Here is a 22,015-nt window from a genome sequence, read left to right as displayed (position 1 = left end):
AGACAGCTAATAAAAAGCCCGATGAGTGATCATCGGGCTTTTTTTGATTGTGATTAGATTTGGCCTGCTTTCAGGATTAATTCATGAAGCAATTAACTCGCCACTAAGTTCAGAGGCCAACCTAAATCACTTTGACGATTGGCTTCAATCTCCAGTTCTGCACTGCTCAACGGGTTTTTCTCTAACCACGCTTGAGGAATACGAAGCTCTAAAGTGTCTTGCTTAGCAACAAGCTGCATCTGCTGTGGCAAAGTGTCTTTGTTTCGGCGATGACATAAAAGTACAGCCAATCGTAAAAGCCTTAAAATATTGCGCGCGCCACTTGCTGACAATGCATGTTGTTCAGGTAAGTGACTAATATGTTCACGGTAACGCTTAATCATTTCAGCAATCAACACCTTTTGAGCTCGTGTATAGCCCGGTAAGTCAGAGTGTTGAATTAAGTAGGCACCGTGTTCACCACCTTTTTTGAAATCTAAGCTCAGGCCAAGCTCGTGCAGTTTGCTGGCCGAACCTAGTAGGTGTTCCGCAATAGGCTCTTGGATCCAGTTCTGACCACCGCATTGTTGGTAGAGTCGGCTAGCTAGGTTGGCTACATTATTCGCATGCTGTTGGTCGATTTGAAAGCGTGACTGCATACTCGCAAGTGTACGATCGCAGACATTATTTACTCGCATACTTTCAACCATCTCGTACACTAAGCCTTCGCGTAACGCACCGCCTGCCAGTGTCATCGAGTCGATGTTCAGAGTTTCAAAAATACCAATAAGAATGGACAAGCCACTTGGGAAAACGAGGGCTCTTTCTAACGTTAAACCGTCAATTTCCAGTTCTTCCAAATGATCGGAAAGCATGGCTTGTTTTTGCAATCGCTTTAACTTGGCTAGAGTGATACGCTCATCCATTCCTTGCGCCAACATAATTTCTTGCAATGCTTGAACAGTACCACTCGCTCCAACACAAACATTCCAACCAACTTCTTGATACTCTGACACGATAGGTGCCAGCACTGATTTGGCGGCTTCAATGGCGCGATCAAAGTTTTCTTGGCTCAATTGCCTATCGGTGAAATAGTTTTCCAACCAAGTGACACAGCCCATTTTTAAGCTGTTTAGCGCTTTGGTTTCAAAACCTTCGCCAATGATGAGTTCTGTACTGGCGCCGCCAATGTCTACCACGAGCCGTTTGCCACAACCACCTGAGGTATGAGCAACACCTCGATAAATTGTTGCTGCTTCTTCTGTCCCCGAGATCACTTCAATATTGCAACCGAGGATGGTATTGGCCTTGGTGAGGAACTGTTCTATGTTGGTTGCCACTCTTAACGTAGCAGTGCCAACAATACGAACATTTTCTGCTGGAATATCTTGTAGACGCTCAGCAAATAGCGTCAAGCAATCCCAACCGCGTTGCATAGCTTCTTGGCTAAGTGCACCTTGGCTATCGAGGCCAGCGGCTAAGCGCACTTTGCGTTTGATTTTGGCTAAGGTCTGAATGCTGCCATCGACATGGCGTACCACCAACATATGGAAGCTGTTGGAACCCAAATCAATAGCGGCATAGAGTGGCGAGGTCGTACTGCTCATCGATATTTACGCTCCAGTCGAAGACTTATGTCTAGGTCTGCGATGAGGCGATTTTCTCTGACCGCCCGTGTTGGTGCGGCGTGTATTCTGCCTAGTGCGCAATCTCAATGGTGCAGGGAGATCGGTTAATAGGGCAGACACATCGTAATCCGACACTGGGATTGAGTGTTCAATGTATTCTTCGATAGCAGGAAGATTTACCGCGTAGTCTTCACAGGCAAAGCTAATTGAGTGACCACTTTCACCAGCACGTCCAGTACGACCAATGCGGTGTACGTAGTCTTCACAATCATCCGGTAAGTCGTAGTTGAATACGTGAGTCACCAGTGGAATGTGCAAACCTCGAGCTGCCACATCAGTCGCAACTAGAATGTCGACGTCACCTTTCGTGAATTGGTCGAGAATACGCTCGCGCTTCTTCTGCGGCACGTCACCCGTTAACAGCCCAACTCTGTGACCATCGGCGGCTAGATGACCCCAGATAGACTCACATTTGTATTTAGTATTGGCAAACACAATAGCGCGTTCTGGCCATTCTTCTTCAATTAAGGTTTGAAGGAGAGCCATTTTGTCTTCGTTGGACGGTCTAAACATCTCTTCTTTGATGCGTCGGCCGGTTTTTTGCTCTGGTTCCACTTCCACGCGCTCGGCATTGTGCATGTGCTCAAATGCCAACTCTTGTACTCGATACGACAGAGTAGCGGAAAACAGCATGTTCAAACGTTGGTCTGCAGCTGGCATCTGACGGAACAAAAAGCGAATGTCTTTGATAAAGCCTAAATCGAACATACGATCAGCTTCGTCGAGCACCACGGCTTGAATACTTTTCAGATTGAAGACACGCTGTTTGTAGAAATCAATGATTCGGCCACAGGTGCCAATCAAAATATCCACACCGCCTTGCAATTTGTTTAGCTGCTTGTCGTAGCTTTCGCCACCATAAGCCAATGCCGCTTTAAGGCCTGTTGACTCAATCAAAGGCGCAGCATCGTTATAAATTTGTATCGCCAGCTCACGGGTCGGTGCCATCACGATTGCTCGTGGTTGAGTTGCCTCCCGTCCCTCTGGTGCAGGAGTATTAAGCAGGTGATGGAAAGTTGCAGTAAGGAACGCAAGCGTCTTACCTGTACCCGTTTGGGCTTGGCCTGCAATGTCTTGGCCGGTGAGCAGTACCGGCAACGCCAATGCTTGAATTGGGGTGCAAAACTCAAACCCCTTGGTCTGTAAACCTTCAACCACTTTAGGGTGTAAGCCCAATTCGGCGAACTTTTGCTCTGTGATATGTGTCTTTTTCATTCACATAGAATATCAGCTTACGCTTGCAATACGGAAGTAAATACATTCCAATAGAGCATCTATTTACTGGTAAACTTGAAAACCAGTGCAAGATTTACACATTGGAGTGGAAGATGAGTGACAAGATTGTACAGCTTAGCGATGATAGTTTCGAAGCTGATGTAATCAAAGCAAACGGCCCGGTACTTGTAGACTTTTGGGCAGAATGGTGCGGTCCTTGTAAGATGATTGCCCCGATTCTGGACGAAGTGGCAAACGAGTTTGATGGTAAGTTGACTGTCGCGAAGCTGAACATTGACCATAATGCGGGTACACCACCAAAGTATGGTATTCGCGGTATCCCAACTCTGTTGTTGTTTAAAGATGGCCAAGTTGCAGCGACGAAAGTTGGCGCGCTGTCAAAAACACAACTTGTCGAGTTCTTAAACGACAATATTTAAGCAAAATCAATGAAAACCGTGCTTCTAATAAAAAGCGCGGTTTTTGTTTTGCAAGATAACAATGCCTAGACTAGGCTATCAATTAGTGCTAATTTATCGCACGTTTAATAAACAGATTTCTCCTCTTGGTCGATCCTCAGACCAATAACTTCTTAAACTAACCAACAGATCCTATTTTGACAAAACAAGTATCCACCACCATGAATCTAACAGAACTGAAGAACAGACCTGTGTCTGAGCTTGTTAAGTTGGGCGAAAGCTTGGGCCTTGAAAACCTAGCGCGCCTTAGAAAGCAAGACATCATCTTCGCTATCCTGAAAGCTCACGCAAAAAGCGGTGAAGACATCTTCGGTGACGGCGTATTGGAAATTCTTCAAGACGGCTTTGGCTTCCTGCGCAGTGCAGACAGTTCTTATTTGGCAGGTCCGGATGATATTTATGTATCTCCAAGCCAAATTCGACGCTTCAACTTGCGAACTGGTGATTCCATTGCGGGTAAAATTCGTCCTCCAAAAGACGGTGAGCGATACTTCGCGTTGCTGAAGGTCAATACAGTTAATGCTGACAGACCAGACAATGCGCGAAATAAGATCTTATTTGAGAACTTGACTCCATTGCACGCTAATGAGCGTATGGTTATGGAACGCGGTAATGGCTCTACAGAAGACATCACCGCGCGTGTGTTAGATTTGGCATCGCCAATCGGTAAAGGTCAACGTGGTTTGATAGTTGCCCCGCCAAAAGCGGGTAAAACCATGCTGTTGCAAAACATTGCCCAAAGCATCGCGTACAACCATCCAGAATGTGAGTTGATGGTACTTCTAATCGATGAGCGTCCAGAAGAAGTAACCGAAATGCAACGCCTCGTAAAAGGCGAAGTGATCGCATCTACCTTTGATGAGCCAGCATCTCGTCACGTACAGGTTGCTGAGATGGTGATCGAAAAAGCCAAACGCCTTGTTGAACATAAGAAAGACGTGGTGATTCTACTCGATTCGATTACTCGTCTAGCTCGTGCTTACAACACGGTAGTACCTTCGTCAGGTAAAGTCTTGACCGGTGGTGTCGACGCCAACGCATTACACCGTCCAAAGCGTTTCTTTGGTGCAGCACGTAATGTGGAAGAGGGTGGTAGCTTAACGATTCTTGCTACTGCGCTAGTCGATACCGGTTCTAAGATGGACGAGGTTATCTACGAAGAATTTAAAGGTACAGGTAACATGGAAATTCACCTGAACCGTAAGATTGCAGAAAAACGCGTTTTCCCTGCTATCGACTTCAATCGTTCAGGTACACGTCGTGAAGAACTGCTTACAAAGAATGAAGAACTACAGAAGATGTGGATTCTACGTAAGATTGTCCACCCTATGGGCGAGATCGATGCCATGGAATTCTTGATCGACAAGTTAGCAATGACCAAGACAAACGACGAGTTCTTTGATGCGATGCGTCGCCAATAGTTAGCAACTTAATCCGTTTAAAAAGCGCCATTTTTTAAAGTGGCGCTTTTTTTATATTTGCTGATAAAATACACAAGGTTTATAGCCCCGCTTATGACAAGGATCGCCTTATGCTATTCCGAAGGATTCGGAAATTTGCGTTGTTATTGTTTTACCTTTTATGCAGTACTCCGGTTTTTTCAAAAGAAATGCCACTTGCAGAGGTTGAACGTTGGTTATTGGATGAACAATTACAACCAAAGGTCGCAGAGTTACTTCAATACGCGGTCCAAGATGATATTGATACATTACGCTTTTCTTTGGAACGTCTGACCTTACCTCAACAAGAAGTTGCCTTATTTCGCTTGCTCTCCATTATGGAAAACCGCCAAGTGGCACTGACTGCTGAGATGGCGGTGCTTATGAAAACCTACTCCCAACGAGATCCGCTTTATCTCAAGCGCGAGCTAGGACCGGGCTACGAGCTAGTGTCACCTGCTTTTGATTACCCGGCCATTGCCCACCGACTGCTAAAGCAATGGCGTATCGACCAGTCGATTTTGGATGTCATGATATTGGCCGAGCAAAAAAAGCTATTTTTGCGTGAGTGGTTATCGGGTAATACTCATTTGGTTAAGGTGCGAGAGACGGTTTTGCATCAGCAGCTTCCGTATTTTTCAGAGCACGCACTAGATGCAATAATCCAACAAATCCTGGAACCTAAGATCACCGGCTGGCTTCCTTCTACCAAGCTTTTAGTCCGCTTGGCCCAGGTCGGCGAAAATCGAGAGCTGTATCGTTTGATTTGGCGAATAAAAGTTGACCATCATATTGAACAAGAATTTGAACGACTGATAGAAGAAAAAACGAAGTTTTCTGATGAGATACTGATCCTTGCCAGCAAAAATCCAGTACTTCATCAGCGTGCATTAAGAGCTTTAGTAACCAGGCAGCTCTCTTCGGAAGATGTACAACGCTTCCTCATTACTCAAATGAGTCATAAGGAAGAGGGGCTCTATATAGCGCGTCTTTTGGTTGAGCAAGGCCAAGTCCATTGGTTGGAGAGTTTGTTGACTCAAGAGTCGCACGCGCTGGTTAACAATATTCAAATGGCTTTGTCTCAACAGAACCAGTAATACCAAAACCAAACTTTGGGTCTTGTTGCGGTATACTCCTCCAAATCTAACCTCATTTATGTTGGCTTATGAGTTTTAAAAACCTACGTGATTTTATTGAACATCTCGAAGATAAAGGGTTACTGAAAAGAATCCAGCACCCAGTCGATCCAGCTTATGAAATGACTGAAATCAGTGACCGGACCTTAAGAGCCGGTGGCCCGGCATTATTGTTCGAGAATCCAATTGGCTATGACTATCCAGTACTGACTAATTTGTTCGGAACAACCGAGCGAGTTGCGATTGGTATGGGGCGTGAGCATGTTAAAGAGCTCCGTGAAGTGGGAAAACTTCTGGCTTACTTAAAAGAGCCTGAGCCGCCAAAAGGCTTTCGAGACGCGCTAGACAAAATTCCTGTGTTCAAGCAAGTGCTTAATATGCCAGCTAAGAAAGTTCGAAAGCCTGCTTGTCAGCAGATCATTTGGCAAGGTGAAGAGGTCGATCTAGATAAAATCCCCGTGATGAGTTGTTGGCCTGACGATGTGGCACCACTGCTGACTTGGGGTTTAACGGTGACTCGAGGTCCCAACAAAAAAAGGCAGAACCTTGGCATTTACCGTCAGCAAAAAATAAGCAAAAACAAAATCATCATGCGCTGGTTGGCACATCGTGGTGGTGCGTTAGATCTAAGAGATTGGATGGAAACACATCCGGGTAAACCATTTCCCGTTTCTGTTGCATTTGGTGCGGACCCGGCAACCATTTTAGGCGCAGTAACTCCGGTGCCAGATACCTTATCTGAATATGCTTTTGCAGGGCTTTTACGAGGCAAAAAAACAGAAGTTGCTAAGTCGATTAGTAATGACTTAGATATACCTGCTAGCGCGGAAATTGTTCTCGAAGGATACATTGACCCGAATGAATATGCGGATGAAGGCCCGTATGGAGACCATACCGGTTACTATAACGAGAAAGAAAGGCATCATGTTTTCACGGTGACTCATGTGACAATGAGAAACCAACCTATTTATCACAGTACGTATACTGGACGTCCACCGGATGAGCCAGCGGTATTAGGTGTCGCACTCAACGAAGTGTTCGTCCCCATCCTACAGAAACAGTTCCCAGAAATTGTTGATTTTTACTTGCCACCGGAAGGCTGTTCTTACCGAATGGCGGTTGTGACGATGAAAAAGCAATACCCCGGTCATGCAAAGCGCGTCATGATGGGTGTTTGGTCCTTCCTTCGACAATTTATGTATACCAAATATGTGATTGTATGTGACGAAGCGGTAAACGCACGAGATTGGACTGAAGTAACTCAAGCTATGGGTGAAAACATGTTGCCGTCTCGTGATGTTTTGCTAATTGAAAATACGCCGATCGATTCTCTGGATTTTGCCTCCCCAGTGACAGGGCTAGGTTCAAAGATGGGTATTGATACAACTTCTAAGTGGGACGCAGAAGTTCAACAGGTGAACATCACGCCAGAAACTCAAACGTTTGATGTTGATGGGCTGATTGATTCTTTGGTGAGTGAGGAAGCAACGATTTATCGTGCCTTGGTCGTTGATAAGGAAACGACTCAACGAACCCTTTTAGTTTCTATGCAAAAAACGCGAGAAGGTGAGTCGAGGGAATTGCTCTCACGTTTGTCCGAACAGCCGCAAATTCGACAGAATATTCAAACCATCATTTTGTGTGACCAAGAAGACGTTGATATTCAAGATTGGAATGATGTGATTTGGGCGGTAACCACTCGGATGGATCCAGCGCGAGATACGACATTTGTGACAACCCATCGAGAATCTGTTGATCTGATGATGTGGGATGCGACAAACAAACAAGGTAAAGAAATTACCCGAGAATGGGGCACTCCGATTATCAAATCTTCTGAATTGGTGAAAAGAGTTGATGCATTCTGGGATGAGTTGGGTATATTTCCAACAAAATAATAATAAACGCACCTTAGTTACCTAAATCTAGATTATCTAGACGGAACTAAGGCCTAGTTCCCACGTTATTAAAGTAGTAATAGTTAGTTAATTGCCCAATAGGCAACCATGAGGAAAACCATGACCATTCAATGTACCGTTCAAGCTATCGAACCACTAGCAAGTCATACCTATCGTATCTTGCTTCACCCAGAACAGCCGGTGGCGTTTAAAGCGGGGCAGTATCTAATGGTGGTGATGGGTGAAAAAGACAAACGACCTTTTTCGATCGCGAGCAGCCCGTGTCGCCATCAAGGTGAACTAGAGCTGCACATTGGTGCGTCAGAGCAAAATGCCTATGCGTTAGAAGTCGTAGAGGCGATGCAGGCGGCATTTGATTCAGGTTCGTCGATTGAAATCGACGCACCACACGGTGATGCATGGATTCGTGAAGACAGCGAGTCAAATATTCTTCTTATCGCTGGTGGTACTGGGTTTAGCTATGTTCGCTCAATACTAGATCATTGCATTGCACAGAATATTACTAGACCAGTCTACTTGTACTGGGGAGCAAAAGCTCACGAGCAGCTTTATGCTTACAGTGAATTGAAAGCAATTGCTGATCAGAACGACCACGTTCACTTTATTCCTGTACTAGAAAACATTACTGATGATTGGAAAGGAGAGCACGGTAATGTCTTGCAAGCTGTTGAGCGAAACTTTGAATCGTTAGAGAACTTCGATATCTATATTGCTGGTCGTTTTGAAATGGCTGGAGCTGCGCGAGATTTGTTTACTCAAAATAAAGAAGCTCGTCGAGATCACTTGTATGCGGATGCTTACGCCTTTATCTAAAAGTGCTATTGGAAGAGATAAAAGAGAGCAATTTGCTCTCTTTTTTGCTTTTTAGAATGTTTTTTGAGCATCTAGAGTGTTTTTTTGTGATTTTGATAAAAAACACTTGCGTGCAAATCTTTGCTCCCTATAATGCGCATCCACCGACACGGGAGAGCAACGAATCAAACGAGTCGGAAAGAGGTTCAAAAAGAGTTTTAAAAAGTGTTTGACACCGAAGATTAACTCGCTAGAATGCACCTCCGCTTCGAAGGGTAACCAGACAAGCAAGCAGGCTGAGAGGCCTCTCTTTTATAGAGAAACGCTCTTTAACAATATAAACCTATCAATCTGTGTGGGCACTCGTTGATGATAATCCAATTAGATATTTCTCTTAGTAAAGAGCGGTATCAATTCGGTTTCAATGAACGAAGTGACCATTGAATCTTCGGATTCAGCACAGTCAATTCAACATTACATATGTAATGTCAGTATTCATTGAGCCAACCAAAACTTAAATTGAAGAGTTTGATCATGGCTCAGATTGAACGCTGGCGGCAGGCCTAACACATGCAAGTCGAGCGGAAACGGCAACATTGACTCTTCGGATGATTTGTTGGACGTCGAGCGGCGGACGGGTGAGTAATGCCTGGGAAATTGCCCTGATGTGGGGGATAACCATTGGAAACGATGGCTAATACCGCATAACAGCTTCGGCTCAAAGAGGGGGACCTTCGGGCCTCTCGCGTCAGGATATGCCCAGGTGGGATTAGCTAGTTGGTGAGGTAAAGGCTCACCAAGGCGACGATCCCTAGCTGGTCTGAGAGGATGATCAGCCACACTGGAACTGAGACACGGTCCAGACTCCTACGGGAGGCAGCAGTGGGGAATATTGCACAATGGGCGCAAGCCTGATGCAGCCATGCCGCGTGTATGAAGAAGGCCTTCGGGTTGTAAAGTACTTTCAGTTGTGAGGAAGGTGGTGCCGTTAATAGCGGTATCATTTGACGTTAGCAACAGAAGAAGCACCGGCTAACTCCGTGCCAGCAGCCGCGGTAATACGGAGGGTGCGAGCGTTAATCGGAATTACTGGGCGTAAAGCGCATGCAGGTGGATGACTAAGTCAGATGTGAAAGCCCCGGGCTCAACCTGGGAACTGCATTTGAAACTGGTCGTCTAGAGTACTGTAGAGGGGGGTAGAATTTCAGGTGTAGCGGTGAAATGCGTAGAGATCTGAAGGAATACCGGTGGCGAAGGCGGCCCCCTGGACAGATACTGACACTCAGATGCGAAAGCGTGGGGAGCAAACAGGATTAGATACCCTGGTAGTCCACGCCGTAAACGATGTCTACTTGGAGGTTGTGGCCTTGAGCCGTGGCTTTCGGAGCTAACGCGTTAAGTAGACCGCCTGGGGAGTACGGTCGCAAGATTAAAACTCAAATGAATTGACGGGGGCCCGCACAAGCGGTGGAGCATGTGGTTTAATTCGATGCAACGCGAAGAACCTTACCTACTCTTGACATCCTCAGAAGAGACTGGAGACAGTCTTGTGCCTTCGGGAACTGAGAGACAGGTGCTGCATGGCTGTCGTCAGCTCGTGTTGTGAAATGTTGGGTTAAGTCCCGCAACGAGCGCAACCCTTATCCTTGTTTGCCAGCACTTCGGGTGGGAACTCCAGGGAGACTGCCGGTGATAAACCGGAGGAAGGTGGGGACGACGTCAAGTCATCATGGCCCTTACGAGTAGGGCTACACACGTGCTACAATGGCGCATACAGAGGGTGGCCAACTTGCGAGAGTGAGCGAATCCCAAAAAGTGCGTCGTAGTCCGGATTGGAGTCTGCAACTCGACTCCATGAAGTCGGAATCGCTAGTAATCGTAGATCAGAATGCTACGGTGAATACGTTCCCGGGCCTTGTACACACCGCCCGTCACACCATGGGAGTGGGCTGCAAAAGAAGTGGGTAGTTTAACCTTCGGGAGGACGCTCACCACTTTGTGGTTCATGACTGGGGTGAAGTCGTAACAAGGTAGCGCTAGGGGAACCTGGCGCTGGATCACCTCCTTACGAAAAGATTATTGCGATGAGTGTTCACACAGATTGATGGTTTATGATGTAAAGAGTTTACAAGTAAGTGCCCAACACTTACTGCTTAGTGTCCCGTTCGTCTAGAGGCCTAGGACACCGCCCTTTCACGGCGGTAACAGGGGTTCGACTCCCCTACGGGATACCATCTTTAAACATTCTCTTTTGAGAGTTTTTAAAAATGGTTTCTTTCTTTAGATAGAAAGTAACTCTGCTCTTTAACAATTTGGAAAGCTGACGAATAACAACAATCCCCATATCTTCGGATATGCGTTGTTATTCATTTAAAAGTTCTCAAATCCTAACTTACTTTGAAATATAAGTGATTTAGGTACCAACACACATTCAAGTGTTCTTGGAATTTGAGTCCGGCAAAATCAGTCTCTCACTCATGTAAATAACTGAGAGACAACTTTGGTTGTTTAACCTTACTTTTTGCGAAGTAAGACCCTTTGGGGTTGTATGGTTAAGTGACTAAGCGTACACGGTGGATGCCTTGGCAGTCAGAGGCGATGAAGGACGTAGTAACTTGCGATAAGCGTAGATTAGGCAGTAACAGCCACCTGAGTCTACGATTTCCGAATGGGGAAACCCAATACCATAAGGTATTACTGTTAACTGAATACATAGGTTAACAGAGCGAACCGGGGGAACTGAAACATCTAAGTACCTCGAGGAAAAGAAATCAACCGAGATTCCGAAAGTAGCGGCGAGCGAAATTGGATTAGCCCTTAAGCTTTTAATGAGACAGGTGAAGGCTCTGGAAAGTGCCGCAATAAAGGGTGATAGCCCCGTAACCGACATCTCATCATCAGTGAAATCGAGTAGGGCGGGACACGTGATATCCTGTCTGAACATGGGGGGACCATCCTCCAAGGCTAAATACTCCTGACTGACCGATAGTGAACCAGTACCGTGAGGGAAAGGCGAAAAGAACCCCTGTGAGGGGAGTGAAATAGAACCTGAAACCGTGTACGTACAAGCAGTAGGAGCCCTTCGGGGTGACTGCGTACCTTTTGTATAATGGGTCAGCGACTTATATTCAGTAGCAAGGTTAACCGACTAGGGGAGCCGTAGAGAAATCGAGTCTTAACTGGGCGCTCAGTTGCTGGATATAGACCCGAAACCAGGTGATCTAGCCATGGGCAGGTTGAAGGTTGAGTAACATCAACTGGAGGACCGAACCGACTAATGTTGAAAAATTAGCGGATGACTTGTGGCTAGGGGTGAAAGGCCAATCAAACCTGGAGATAGCTGGTTCTCCCCGAAAGCTATTTAGGTAGCGCCTCGGACGAATACTACTGGGGGTAGAGCACTGTTAAGGCTAGGGGGTCATCCCGACTTACCAACCCTTTGCAAACTCCGAATACCAGTAAGTACTATCCGGGAGACACACAGCGGGTGCTAACGTCCGTTGTGGAGAGGGAAACAACCCAGACCGCCAGCTAAGGTCCCAAATTATAGCTAAGTGGGAAACGATGTGGGAAGGCTTAGACAGCTAGGATGTTGGCTTAGAAGCAGCCATCATTTAAAGAAAGCGTAATAGCTCACTAGTCGAGTCGGCCTGCGCGGAAGATGTAACGGGGCTAAGCTATAAACCGAAGCTGCGGCTGCAATCTTTGATTGCGGGGTAGGGGAGCGTTCTGTAAGCCGTTGAAGGTGGTCTGTAAAGGCTGCTGGAGGTATCAGAAGTGCGAATGCTGACATGAGTAACGATAAAGGGGGTGAAAAACCTCCTCGCCGGAAGACCAAGGGTTCCTGTCCAACGTTAATCGGGGCAGGGTAAGTCGACCCCTAAGGCGAGGCCGAAAGGCGTAGTCGATGGGAAACGGGTTAATATTCCCGTACTTCTTACAATTGCGATGGGGGGACGGAGAAGGCTAGGTGGGCCTGGCGACGGTTGTCCAGGTTCAAGTGCGTAGGCTTGAGGTTTAGGTAAATCCGGACCTCTCTAAGGCTGAGACACGATGTCGAGTCACTACAGTGATGAAGTCATTGATGCCATGCTTCCAGGAAAAGCCTCTAAGCTTCAGATTGTAAGGAATCGTACCCCAAACCGACACAGGTGGTCGGGTAGAGAATACCAAGGCGCTTGAGAGAACTCGGGTGAAGGAACTAGGCAAAATGGTACCGTAACTTCGGGAGAAGGTACGCTCTTGATGGTGAAGTCCCTTGCGGATGGAGCTGACGAGAGTCGCAGATACCAGGTGGCTGCAACTGTTTATTAAAAACACAGCACTGTGCAAAATCGTAAGATGACGTATACGGTGTGACGCCTGCCCGGTGCCGGAAGGTTAATTGATGGGGTTAGCGCTTGCGCGAAGCTCTTGATCGAAGCCCCGGTAAACGGCGGCCGTAACTATAACGGTCCTAAGGTAGCGAAATTCCTTGTCGGGTAAGTTCCGACCTGCACGAATGGCGTAATGATGGCCACGCTGTCTCCACCCGAGACTCAGTGAAATTGAAATCGCTGTGAAGATGCAGTGTACCCGCGGCTAGACGGAAAGACCCCGTGAACCTTTACTACAGCTTGGCACTGAACATTGACCCTACATGTGTAGGATAGGTGGGAGGCTTTGAAACGTTGTCGCCAGATAGCGTGGAGCCGTCCTTGAAATACCACCCTTGTAGTGTTGATGTTCTAACTTAGGCCCCTTATCGGGGTTGAGGACAGTGCCTGGTGGGTAGTTTGACTGGGGCGGTCTCCTCCCAAAGAGTAACGGAGGAGCACGAAGGTGGGCTAATCACGGTTGGACATCGTGAGGTTAGTGCAATGGCATAAGCCCGCTTAACTGCGAGAGTGACGGCTCGAGCAGGTGCGAAAGCAGGTCATAGTGATCCGGTGGCTCTGAATGGAAGGGCCATCGCTCAACGGATAAAAGGTACTCCGGGGATAACAGGCTGATACCGCCCAAGAGTTCATATCGACGGCGGTGTTTGGCACCTCGATGTCGGCTCATCACATCCTGGGGCTGAAGTCGGTCCCAAGGGTATGGCTGTTCGCCATTTAAAGTGGTACGCGAGCTGGGTTTAGAACGTCGTGAGACAGTTCGGTCCCTATCTGCCGTGGGCGTTGGAGAATTGAAGGGGGCTGCTCCTAGTACGAGAGGACCGGAGTGGACGAACCTCTGGTGTTCGGGTTGTGATGCCAATCGCATTGCCCGGTAGCTAAGTTCGGAATCGATAACCGCTGAAAGCATCTAAGCGGGAAGCGAGCCCTGAGATGAGTTCTCCCTGGCGCTTTAAGCGTCCTAAAGGGTTGTCGTAGACTACGACGTTGATAGGCAGGGTGTGTAAGCGTTGTGAGGCGTTGAGCTAACCTGTACTAATTGCCCGTGAGGCTTAACCATACAACACCCAAAGGGTTTTGATGGACTCAAAGCAAGAACGTTGAATGTGTAAATACAGACTTTTAAACAGCTTTCCAGATTATTTATTTTCAGTTTTTAGAAAAAGCTGAAAGTAAAAAGAATTTGCTTGGCGACCATAGCGATGTGGACCCACCTGATTCCTTGCCGAACTCAGAAGTGAAACGCATTAGCGCCGATGGTAGTGTGGGGCTTCCCCATGTGAGAGTAGGACATCGCCAGGCTTTATTTTCGTTTTTAGATTTTAGAAAAATCTAAAGGCAAAAACTTAGACTCAAGAGTCTAACCAGTGCGGAGCGGTAGTTCAGTTGGTTAGAATACCGGCCTGTCACGCCGGGGGTCGCGGGTTCGAGTCCCGTCCGCTCCGCCACTTATTCCAGACCTCAGCAGAAATGCTGGGGTCTTTTTGTTTGTATTGAGCAAGTTTGCTCTACGAACAAATGAGTCCCGCTTGCCCGCAAGCCCCGCCACTTATTAAGAAACCCAGTCTTCGGACTGGGTTTTGTCGTTTCAGAGCAAACCAAATTACCTCTTTGTGAAAGCATTTCAATTGGTCTTAGACACGGTCTAGACCTTTCAACCACTGAGCATTTATAAGAACCTAATTTTACCCCCTGCCCCCTTTTGCTTTTGCATTACGACTGATTTCACCTAAACCCGGATGTTGGCCCATACGCTATTTATCAGCCCTTCTGTTTAAACGGCAATACGGGAACAAGGATTTGTAACAAGAGAACCTACTCTATTCATTTGTGAGTTGAATGTTGCTACCATCATGTTTGATTTAGGTGCCGACTAAACGTTGAGTTAAACGGGAAGTATGGTTAATGCCATCGCTGCCCCCGCATCGGTTATAAGAGTTACCTACTTTGCCACTGATACTTGTATCGGGAAGGCGTAGGTTGTATTGGTTATTGCCCTCTTCGAGCCCGAATACCGGCCTAGATCAAGATGATTACATTGTACGGAGGGTGCAAGGTGCATGACTTGGTTGGCACTTCAATGAGCCAGATTGTTTACTCGGATTCTCTACTCAAAGGGAATTGGCGTTAACGAAACAAACACACCATTTAGGTTGTCTAGCTTAGGCTAGCGAGTGACTGCATCTGTAAGTAAACTCTTGTAGAGATTTCCTTTAAAGGTCACGGATTAATGCAACCTGAAGATTCACAATACCACTATCCTTTTAGCGCAGTATGTGGACAAGACACGTTTAAGCTCGCGTTGATGCTGGCTGCCGTTAATCCATTAGTCGGAGGTGTTTTGGTTAGTGGGCCGAGAGGTTCAGCCAAATCAACATTAGCTCGTGGCTTGGCGGATATTCTTCCTCAAACGACACAATCCAATTCACAAGCGCCTTTTGTTACTCTGCCGTTAGCGGCGACAGATGAAATGTTGGTCGGAACGCTAGATCTTGCAAAGGTCCTGAATGAAAAAGAGGTTCGCTTTAGACCGGGCTTAATTGCAAAGGCGCATCAAGGTGTGTTGTATGTTGATGAAGTTAACTTACTTCCTGATAACCTAGTTGATCAATTACTCGACGTCGCAACAACGGGTGTCAATGTGGTTGAGCGAGACGGCATAAGTCATAGTCATCCAGCCAATTTTATTCTGCTTGGTACAATGAACCCTGATGAAGGTGAACTTAGGCCACAGCTCACCGATAGATTTGGTTTGTCTGTTCAGCTAGATAATCAGTATTCTTTAGAGCAAAGGGTCGAGATTGTTACTCTAAGAGAAGAGTTCGACAAAGATAGAGCTGTGTTTGTTGAGCGCTTTCACCAATCTCAGGTCCAGCTTGCTTCGTTATTAGAAAAAGCCAAGGCAAAATTACCCCATGTAAAGGCCAATAATTCGGTTCGCATCCTTATTGCGGAACGCGCTATGAGCGCCAATGTCGACGGATTGCGAGCGGATATCGTTTGGCTGCAAGCGGCCATAGCCCATGCGGCATTAGATGGACGTGAAGAGGTAAACGATCAGGACGTGTTGGCCGTTGAAGAATTGGTACTCAATCACCGACGCCAAGAGAGTGATACTCCGCCACCGCCTAATAAGCCATTTAGTCGTCCGCAGTCTGACAATCAAGATGAGTCATCTAAAAAAAGCTCAGGTGAATGGGGAGCAATGGATGCTCCTTCCAAGAGTCAGAATGCACTGAAGACGAAAGTGGATTTACCCTTTACCAAGATCACGGCACCGCAAACCTTTTCGACACCATCAGAAATATCTGCCAATAGTAAATGCTTGGGCGAGGCTAAAGGTTTGCGTCAAACTCACGGTGTCAGCCAAAAAGTGGATTGGTTTAAGTCCCTCATCGCGAACGCTGGCAATTGGCCGATAAACAAATTGAGTTTTAAAAACCGCAGAAAGGGCCAGCGCGTAATTAATTTAGTGTTAATGGATACCTCAGCATCGATTTTGCATCAGCAAGGCTTCGCTAAGGCTAAAGGCGTTGTTTTGGAACTGGCCAATAAAGCCTATCTAAAGCGAGAGTTATTCTCGATATTTGGGTTTGGAGACAAAGCCGCTAGACAACTCTTCAGTACTAAACGTGCACCCAAATCGATAGAGACGTTTTTAAATACGATTGAAGCCAGTGGTGGCACGCCACTCAATGATGCCATCGTCTCCTTACAAAAATTCCAAACGCAACAAGCGCGCAAATTTCCAGATCTTTACTTCCGTAATTTAATTATTACTGATGGACGTGTCAGCCAACCTATGATGTCCAATAAATTATTAGGGGACACTGTGGTTTTAGACGTTGAACAAGCCAGTGTAAAGCGAGGAAAAGCTCGTCAGATAGCACAAAGTCTTGGCGCAGAATACGTCGCGCTAGCGGTTTAAACTTACATTGCGAAAACCCAAGTTTTCGACAAACACTTCAGAAGGTACAAAATGCAACTTAACAAAATTCCGGCCACAGTTGTCACTGGTTTTCTCGGCAGTGGCAAAACCACTTTGTTGTCTAATGTGCTAAAACAAGCGCACGGCAAGCGAATTGCTGTCATCGTTAATGAATTTGGTGAATTGGATATTGATGCCGATCTACTTCGCAGCTGTCCGTTGGAATGTGAAGAGGAAGCCAGCCAAGTTGTGGATAGTGAAAACGGTATTTACGAGCTTGCCAATGGGTGTATTTGTTGCACGGTCGAAGAAGAGTTTCTGCCGGTTATGAAGCAGTTGGTTGAACGTCGCGATGACATCGACCATATCTTGATCGAGACGTCAGGGTTGGCTCTTCCTAAGCCGTTGGTTCAGGCCTTTAATTGGCCCGAAATCAAACAGTTCTGCACAGTTGATGCGGTAATTACGCTTATTGATGGTCCCGCTGTTGCTCAAGGCCGATACGCAGACGATGAAGATAAAGTACAAGCTCAGCGTCTTGCTGACGAAAGTTTAGACCACGACCCAAGTCTTAAAGAATTACTAGAAGACCAACTCAGTGCCGCTGACCTTGTGATTGTGAGCAAAAACGATCTGTTAGACGAAGCATCACGAGATACGGTGAAAAGTGTGGTTGAAGCGAAAGTACCATCAGAAGTCAAAACACTTTATGTCCACAATGGCGAAGCTGAACTAACCAAGATCATGGGTATTGAATCGGCGGCAGAAGACAACATCGATGCCGTCCACAATCATCATGATCACCATCATGCACACGGTCACGATCATGACCACGCACATGACCATTTTGATTCCTTCGTTGTGAAGTTAGCAGAGGTCGATGGCGATAAGCTACAAGCCATCCTTAAAGACCTACTCAACAAACACAATATCTTCCGTGCCAAAGGCTTTGCTGCTTTACCGGGTAAGCCAATGCGTCAAGTTATTCAGGCGGTTGGTAAGCGGTTAGATACACATTTTGATCGTTTGTGGCAAGCTGATGAAACTCGCGCAACGAATTTGGTATTTATTGGCAAAGGGATTAAGGAAAGTGACATAACCGCTGAGTTGAAACAAGCTGAGCTAGCACTTGAATCTTAAAGCAACTTGATTAAGAGAGCCTAATAACGTGCACTTGCTTGCTTCGAAGCCCGGCGGTTTTACCGATGATGAAGGTATTATCGATCTAGACCAGTCTCCAGGAGAGATAGTTGTGCTTTCTGCTGCCGACAGCGCCTTAGCCGCGCTGTCCAATGCAGCCGAACAACTTCCGGACTCATTTCCCTCAATTCGATTGGCCAATCTCATTCAGCTGATGAAGCCAGCTGCGTTGGATTTGTATATTGATAAGACCTTGGAAAACGCCAAGGTAGCGGTGGTGTCCTTATTAGGTGGTCAATCCTATTGGCAATATGGTTTTGAGCAATTAATTGAGTGGCAAGCAAGAGATCCCAGTCGAACCTTAATTATGGTTTCTGGATGTGACAGCCGAGATCAGCAACTATTTGACTCTTCTTCCACCACGATAGAACAAGCAGAACGTGTCTGGCGTTACTTAAGGCAAGGTGGAGCTCTGAACAATTTGCAGTTGTTCCGCTACCTTGCCAGTGAATTTCTTGGATTGGATTACCCATGGTTTGAGCCAGAAAAGCTGCCGAATTGCATGCTTTATATGCCGGGCTCAACCTTAAAGCACTCTCAAGCGACTTATCAAGATTGGCAGCATCGTTGGAAGAGCAATACCGGCAGGTCGAAGGAAGCCGACGCTGTATTGATCTTTTATCGCAGCCATATGCAAAGCGCCAATATGGTTATGTTCGATGGGCTGTTAGAGACCCTTGAACAACAGGGCTTAAATGTCCTACCCATCTCAATCGCTTCCCTGAAAGATTCAGAGTCGTTGGTTTTGGTAAACAGCTTTATTGAGCAAACCCAAGCCAAGCTCATTCTTAATGCGACAGGTTTTGCATCGAACACTGTTTCAAGTCCTGATTTATCTTCACAACCTACTGAGTTTCAGTCGCCGTTTAACAAAGATATACCGGTATTGCAGCTAGTCTTAGCCAGCACGACCGAAGAAGATTGGTTGCAATATTCACAAGGTTTGCGGCCAAGAGATGTAGCCATGCAAGTCGTGCTACCTGAAATGGATGGGCGAATTGTTACTCGTGCGGTGAGCTTTAAAACAGAAGGCTTTTGGAGTGAGCGTTGCCAAATCTCTGTGGTTCGCTACGCCGAACAAAAAGACCGCGCTCAGTTTGTTGCGGAACTCGCTAGCCGTTATGTGGCATTGGCAAGCAAACCCAACCCAGAAAAACGTTTGGGATTGGTTTTAGCAAACTACCCAACCAAAGATGGTCGTATTGGCAATGGCGTGGGTTTGGATACGCCCAATTCAACCGTGAACATTCTCAAAGCGATGCATCGTCAAGGCTATCCTATCGACAATATTCCCGAAGATGGCACTGAGTTGATTAACACCCTGCTGGAAACGGTGACCAACAACTCGAACAGTTTGCATTATTTACCTTGTTGGCAAAGTATCGATATCGAGCGCTATCGTCACTATTTTTCGCAGATCCCAGAAGATTGTCAGCAGGCAGTGTTAGAGCGCTGGGGAGAACCTGAACAAGATCCTAAGTGTCGCCAAGGACGAATTATGATCGCAGGGGTGCGTCTCGGGGAAACCTTTGTCGGGATTCAACCTGCTCGAGGCTATCACCTAGATCTACTCGCCAATTATCACGACCCGGATTTAATACCGCCTCACAGCTACTTGGCGTTCTACTTTTGGCTGCGTTTTGAATATCAAATTGATGCCATCATCCACGTTGGAAAACACGGCAATTTGGAGTGGTTGCCAGGCAAAGGCTCTGCGCTGTCAAATCAATGTTGGCCAGATATTGCATTGGGGCCGCTGCCGAACTTTTATCCTTTTATCGTTAATGACCCAGGTGAAGGTGCGCAGGCGAAGCGCCGAACTCAAGCCACCATCATAGACCACTTGATGCCACCCATGACTCGCGCTGAAATCTATGGAGAGTTGGCTGAAGTAGAATCCTTGGTTGATGAGTACTACCAAGCGCTAGGTATGGATACACGGCGGGAAGCTTGGCTAAGAGAGAAAATCTTAACTAAGTTGGAAACGTCCAACTTTATCCAAGAGCTTGGTGTAAGTAGTGACGGTTGCGATGATGAACTGCTTAATGACCTCGATGCTTATCTCTGTGATATCAAAGAAGCACAGATTCGCCATGGGTTACATATTTTAGGAGAGCTGCCCGAATCGCAAAAACTGGCGGATACCTTAGTGGCGTTATTGCGATTGCCCCGAGGGAATCAACCACAAGAGCGGGGAATACTGCATAATTTGGTAGCAGACTTAAGTATGCGCCATGGTGATAATGAGTTCGACCCTCTGCAGGTTGAGGTTGAAACTTGGCGAGGTGTTCGTCCTGAGCTTCTGTCCAACCTATGTGAACGTCCGTGGCGCAATACCGCGGATACGCGAGAGCGACTCGAGATTCTGGCGCTCAATTGGGTAGAGCGTTTTGTGTTATCTGACGAAGACTTTTCTCGATTCTCTAGTGAGTTCCCGCAAACATCCGCGCAGATTCACTATGCCAAATCGGTTTTACATCAAGCATTAAAGCAGTCGGTAAATCAGGAAATTGATTCGCTGATGAAAGGTCTGTCAGGACGATTCATTGAGCCGGGGCCGAGTGGCGCCCCAACGAGGGGACGTTTAGATACTCTACCAACCGGACGCAACTTTTTCTCCGTAGATAATCGTTCTATTCCTTCTCCTGCCGCATGGGCTATAGGCGAGCGTTCTGCACAAGCTTTGATTGAACGTCATCTGCAAGAACATGGAGACTTCCCTCGGCAGCTAGGTTTGTCCGTGTGGGGAACGGCAACGATGCGTACTGGCGGGGATGACATTGCCCAAGCTTTTGCGTTAATGGGAATTAAGCCGATTTGGGCTCCGGGTTCACACAGAGTGATTGATTTTGAGATCGTACCTTGCATGTTGCTGGGTCGCCCGAGAGTCGATGTTACCTTGCGTGTTTCTGGCTTTTTCCGCGATGCCTTCCCCAATGTGATGCACCTCTATGATGCCGCGATTCAGGCATTGTTTGAGTTTAATGAGCCGGGTGGAATGAACACTATTCAAGCCAATATTCGCCATCGCCAACAAGAGTTGGAACAAGAAGGTAAATCGGCAGAATCGGCGCAGCGCGAAGCAAGTTACCGCGTTTTTGGTAGTAAACCGGGGGCTTACGGCGCCGGTTTGCAAGGGTTGATAGATGAACGCTGTTGGGAAAATCGCGACGATTTAGCGGAAGCCTATTTAAACTGGGGTGGCTATGCCTACGGTCAGGACCAGCATTCCAAAGATGGGGTTAATGCTCGAGACGACTTTGCCAATCGTTTGTCGCAATTGGAAGGGGTGGTTCATAACCAAGATAACCGCGAGCATGACCTGCTCGATTCCGATGACTACTATCAGTTTCAGGGTGGTATGGCGAATGCGGTGACCTCGCTATCCGGTCAAGCGCCTAGCATTTATCACAATGATCTCTCGAATCCCGCTCAACCTCGAGTACGGACGCTAAAAGAAGAGTTAAATCGGGTAGTGCGTTCTCGTGTACTCAATCCCAAATGGATAAAAGCGATGCGCGAGCACGGTTACAAAGGTGCCTTTGAAATGGCGGCCAGTGTCGACTACCTCTTTGCCTATGATGCGACGACCAACTTGATTGATGACTATCAATATCGTGATGTGGCAGACGCTTTGCTATTTGATGTGGAAAATCGCGAGTTTTTACAACAACACAATCCAGCGGTTATCGAGGAAATGGCGGAGCGATTATTGGAAGCGACGCAGCGCGGTTTGTGGCAAGAACCTCAAGACTACGCTGATAAGTTGCAAGACTTATTGTTAGAGATCGATGCCTCGCAAGAGCAATTTGGTCAAGCTTAACTTCGGTCTAGCATGAAACTGAAAAACCAGCTCGTCGAGCTGGT

General features: G+C 46.8%; 10 protein-coding genes, 2 tRNA genes, 3 rRNA genes, 1 pseudogene and 1 riboswitch. Of the genes and pseudogenes, 14 read left to right on the top strand and 2 right to left on the bottom strand.

The annotated features are described in order from the left end of the window. Positions 1–92 precede the first annotated feature (92 nt). Both gppA and rhlB read right to left on the bottom strand, forming a co-directional pair. Positions 93–1,586, bottom strand: a complete 1,494-nt coding sequence (gene gppA / locus ACXAFJ_RS19865; RefSeq protein WP_475325884.1) for a guanosine-5'-triphosphate,3'-diphosphate diphosphatase — start codon at positions 1,584–1,586, stop codon at positions 93–95. A 6-nt stretch (positions 1,587–1,592) separates the two neighbouring features. Next, on the bottom strand, positions 1,593–2,882 hold the full coding sequence (gene rhlB / locus ACXAFJ_RS19860) for an ATP-dependent RNA helicase RhlB (RefSeq protein WP_475325883.1): 1,290 nt from the start codon (positions 2,880–2,882) through the stop codon (positions 1,593–1,595). 113 nt (positions 2,883–2,995) lie between these two features. Here rhlB and trxA point away from each other — a divergent pair, with 113 nt between their 5' ends. The 14 genes and pseudogenes from trxA to cobN all read left to right on the top strand — a co-directional run bounded on the left by trxA (position 2,996) and on the right by cobN (position 21,971). Then, positions 2,996–3,322, top strand: a complete 327-nt coding sequence (gene trxA, locus ACXAFJ_RS19855; RefSeq protein ID WP_475325882.1) for a thioredoxin TrxA — start codon at positions 2,996–2,998, stop codon at positions 3,320–3,322. A 200-nt stretch (positions 3,323–3,522) separates the two neighbouring features. Continuing rightward, entirely contained in the window at positions 3,523–4,782 is a 1,260-nt protein-coding gene (rho, locus tag ACXAFJ_RS19850; protein ID WP_112418499.1) for a transcription termination factor Rho, read from the top strand. A gap of 110 nt (positions 4,783–4,892) precedes the next feature. Beyond that, positions 4,893–5,897: a hypothetical protein gene (locus ACXAFJ_RS19845; RefSeq protein ID WP_475325880.1), complete on the top strand. Its 1,005-nt coding sequence runs from the start codon at positions 4,893–4,895 to the stop codon at positions 5,895–5,897. Between the two features lie 68 nt (positions 5,898–5,965). Beyond that, positions 5,966–7,385 (top strand): annotated as a pseudogene (gene ubiD / locus ACXAFJ_RS19840) (4-hydroxy-3-polyprenylbenzoate decarboxylase); the annotation flags it as partial. 23 nt (positions 7,386–7,408) lie between these two features. Next, the gene (locus ACXAFJ_RS19835) at positions 7,409–7,831 is read left to right on the top strand and encodes a hypothetical protein (protein ID WP_475325999.1); all 423 of its coding nucleotides are present in this window, start codon (positions 7,409–7,411) and stop codon (positions 7,829–7,831) included. A 120-nt stretch (positions 7,832–7,951) separates the two neighbouring features. Next, the gene (gene fre / locus ACXAFJ_RS19830; RefSeq protein WP_475325879.1) at positions 7,952–8,665 is read left to right on the top strand and encodes an NAD(P)H-flavin reductase; all 714 of its coding nucleotides are present in this window, start codon (positions 7,952–7,954) and stop codon (positions 8,663–8,665) included. A 495-nt stretch (positions 8,666–9,160) separates the two neighbouring features. Beyond that, positions 9,161–10,712, top strand: a 16S ribosomal RNA gene (locus ACXAFJ_RS19825). A 90-nt stretch (positions 10,713–10,802) separates the two neighbouring features. Further along, positions 10,803–10,878: transfer RNA gene (locus ACXAFJ_RS19820), tRNA-Glu, on the top strand. Positions 10,879–11,194: 316 nt separating this feature from the next. Further along, positions 11,195–14,080: ribosomal RNA gene (locus ACXAFJ_RS19815) — 23S ribosomal RNA — on the top strand. A 126-nt stretch (positions 14,081–14,206) separates the two neighbouring features. After that, positions 14,207–14,322: ribosomal RNA gene (gene rrf, locus ACXAFJ_RS19810) — 5S ribosomal RNA — on the top strand. The 16S, 23S and 5S rRNA genes sit together here with 2 tRNA genes alongside, the layout of an rRNA operon. 69 nt (positions 14,323–14,391) lie before the next feature. After that, a tRNA-Asp gene (locus ACXAFJ_RS19805) sits at positions 14,392–14,468 on the top strand. A gap of 399 nt (positions 14,469–14,867) precedes the next feature. Then, positions 14,868–15,057: riboswitch (cobalamin riboswitch) on the top strand. Between the two features lie 193 nt (positions 15,058–15,250). Further along, a complete protein-coding gene (locus tag ACXAFJ_RS19800) occupies positions 15,251–16,948 on the top strand; it encodes an ATP-binding protein (protein WP_475325878.1) in 1,698 nt (565 codons plus the stop codon). A gap of 51 nt (positions 16,949–16,999) precedes the next feature. Further along, positions 17,000–18,088, top strand: coding sequence for a cobalamin biosynthesis protein CobW (gene cobW / locus ACXAFJ_RS19795; protein WP_475325876.1), 1,089 nt, complete (start codon positions 17,000–17,002; stop codon positions 18,086–18,088). Between the two features lie 28 nt (positions 18,089–18,116). Beyond that, positions 18,117–21,971, top strand: a complete 3,855-nt coding sequence (gene cobN, locus ACXAFJ_RS19790; protein WP_475325875.1) for a cobaltochelatase subunit CobN — start codon at positions 18,117–18,119, stop codon at positions 21,969–21,971. Positions 21,972–22,015 lie beyond the last annotated feature (44 nt).

This window comes from Vibrio sp. ABH4_348 (assembly GCF_056159765.1).
This window is presented reverse-complemented; position numbering and strand designations above follow the sequence as displayed.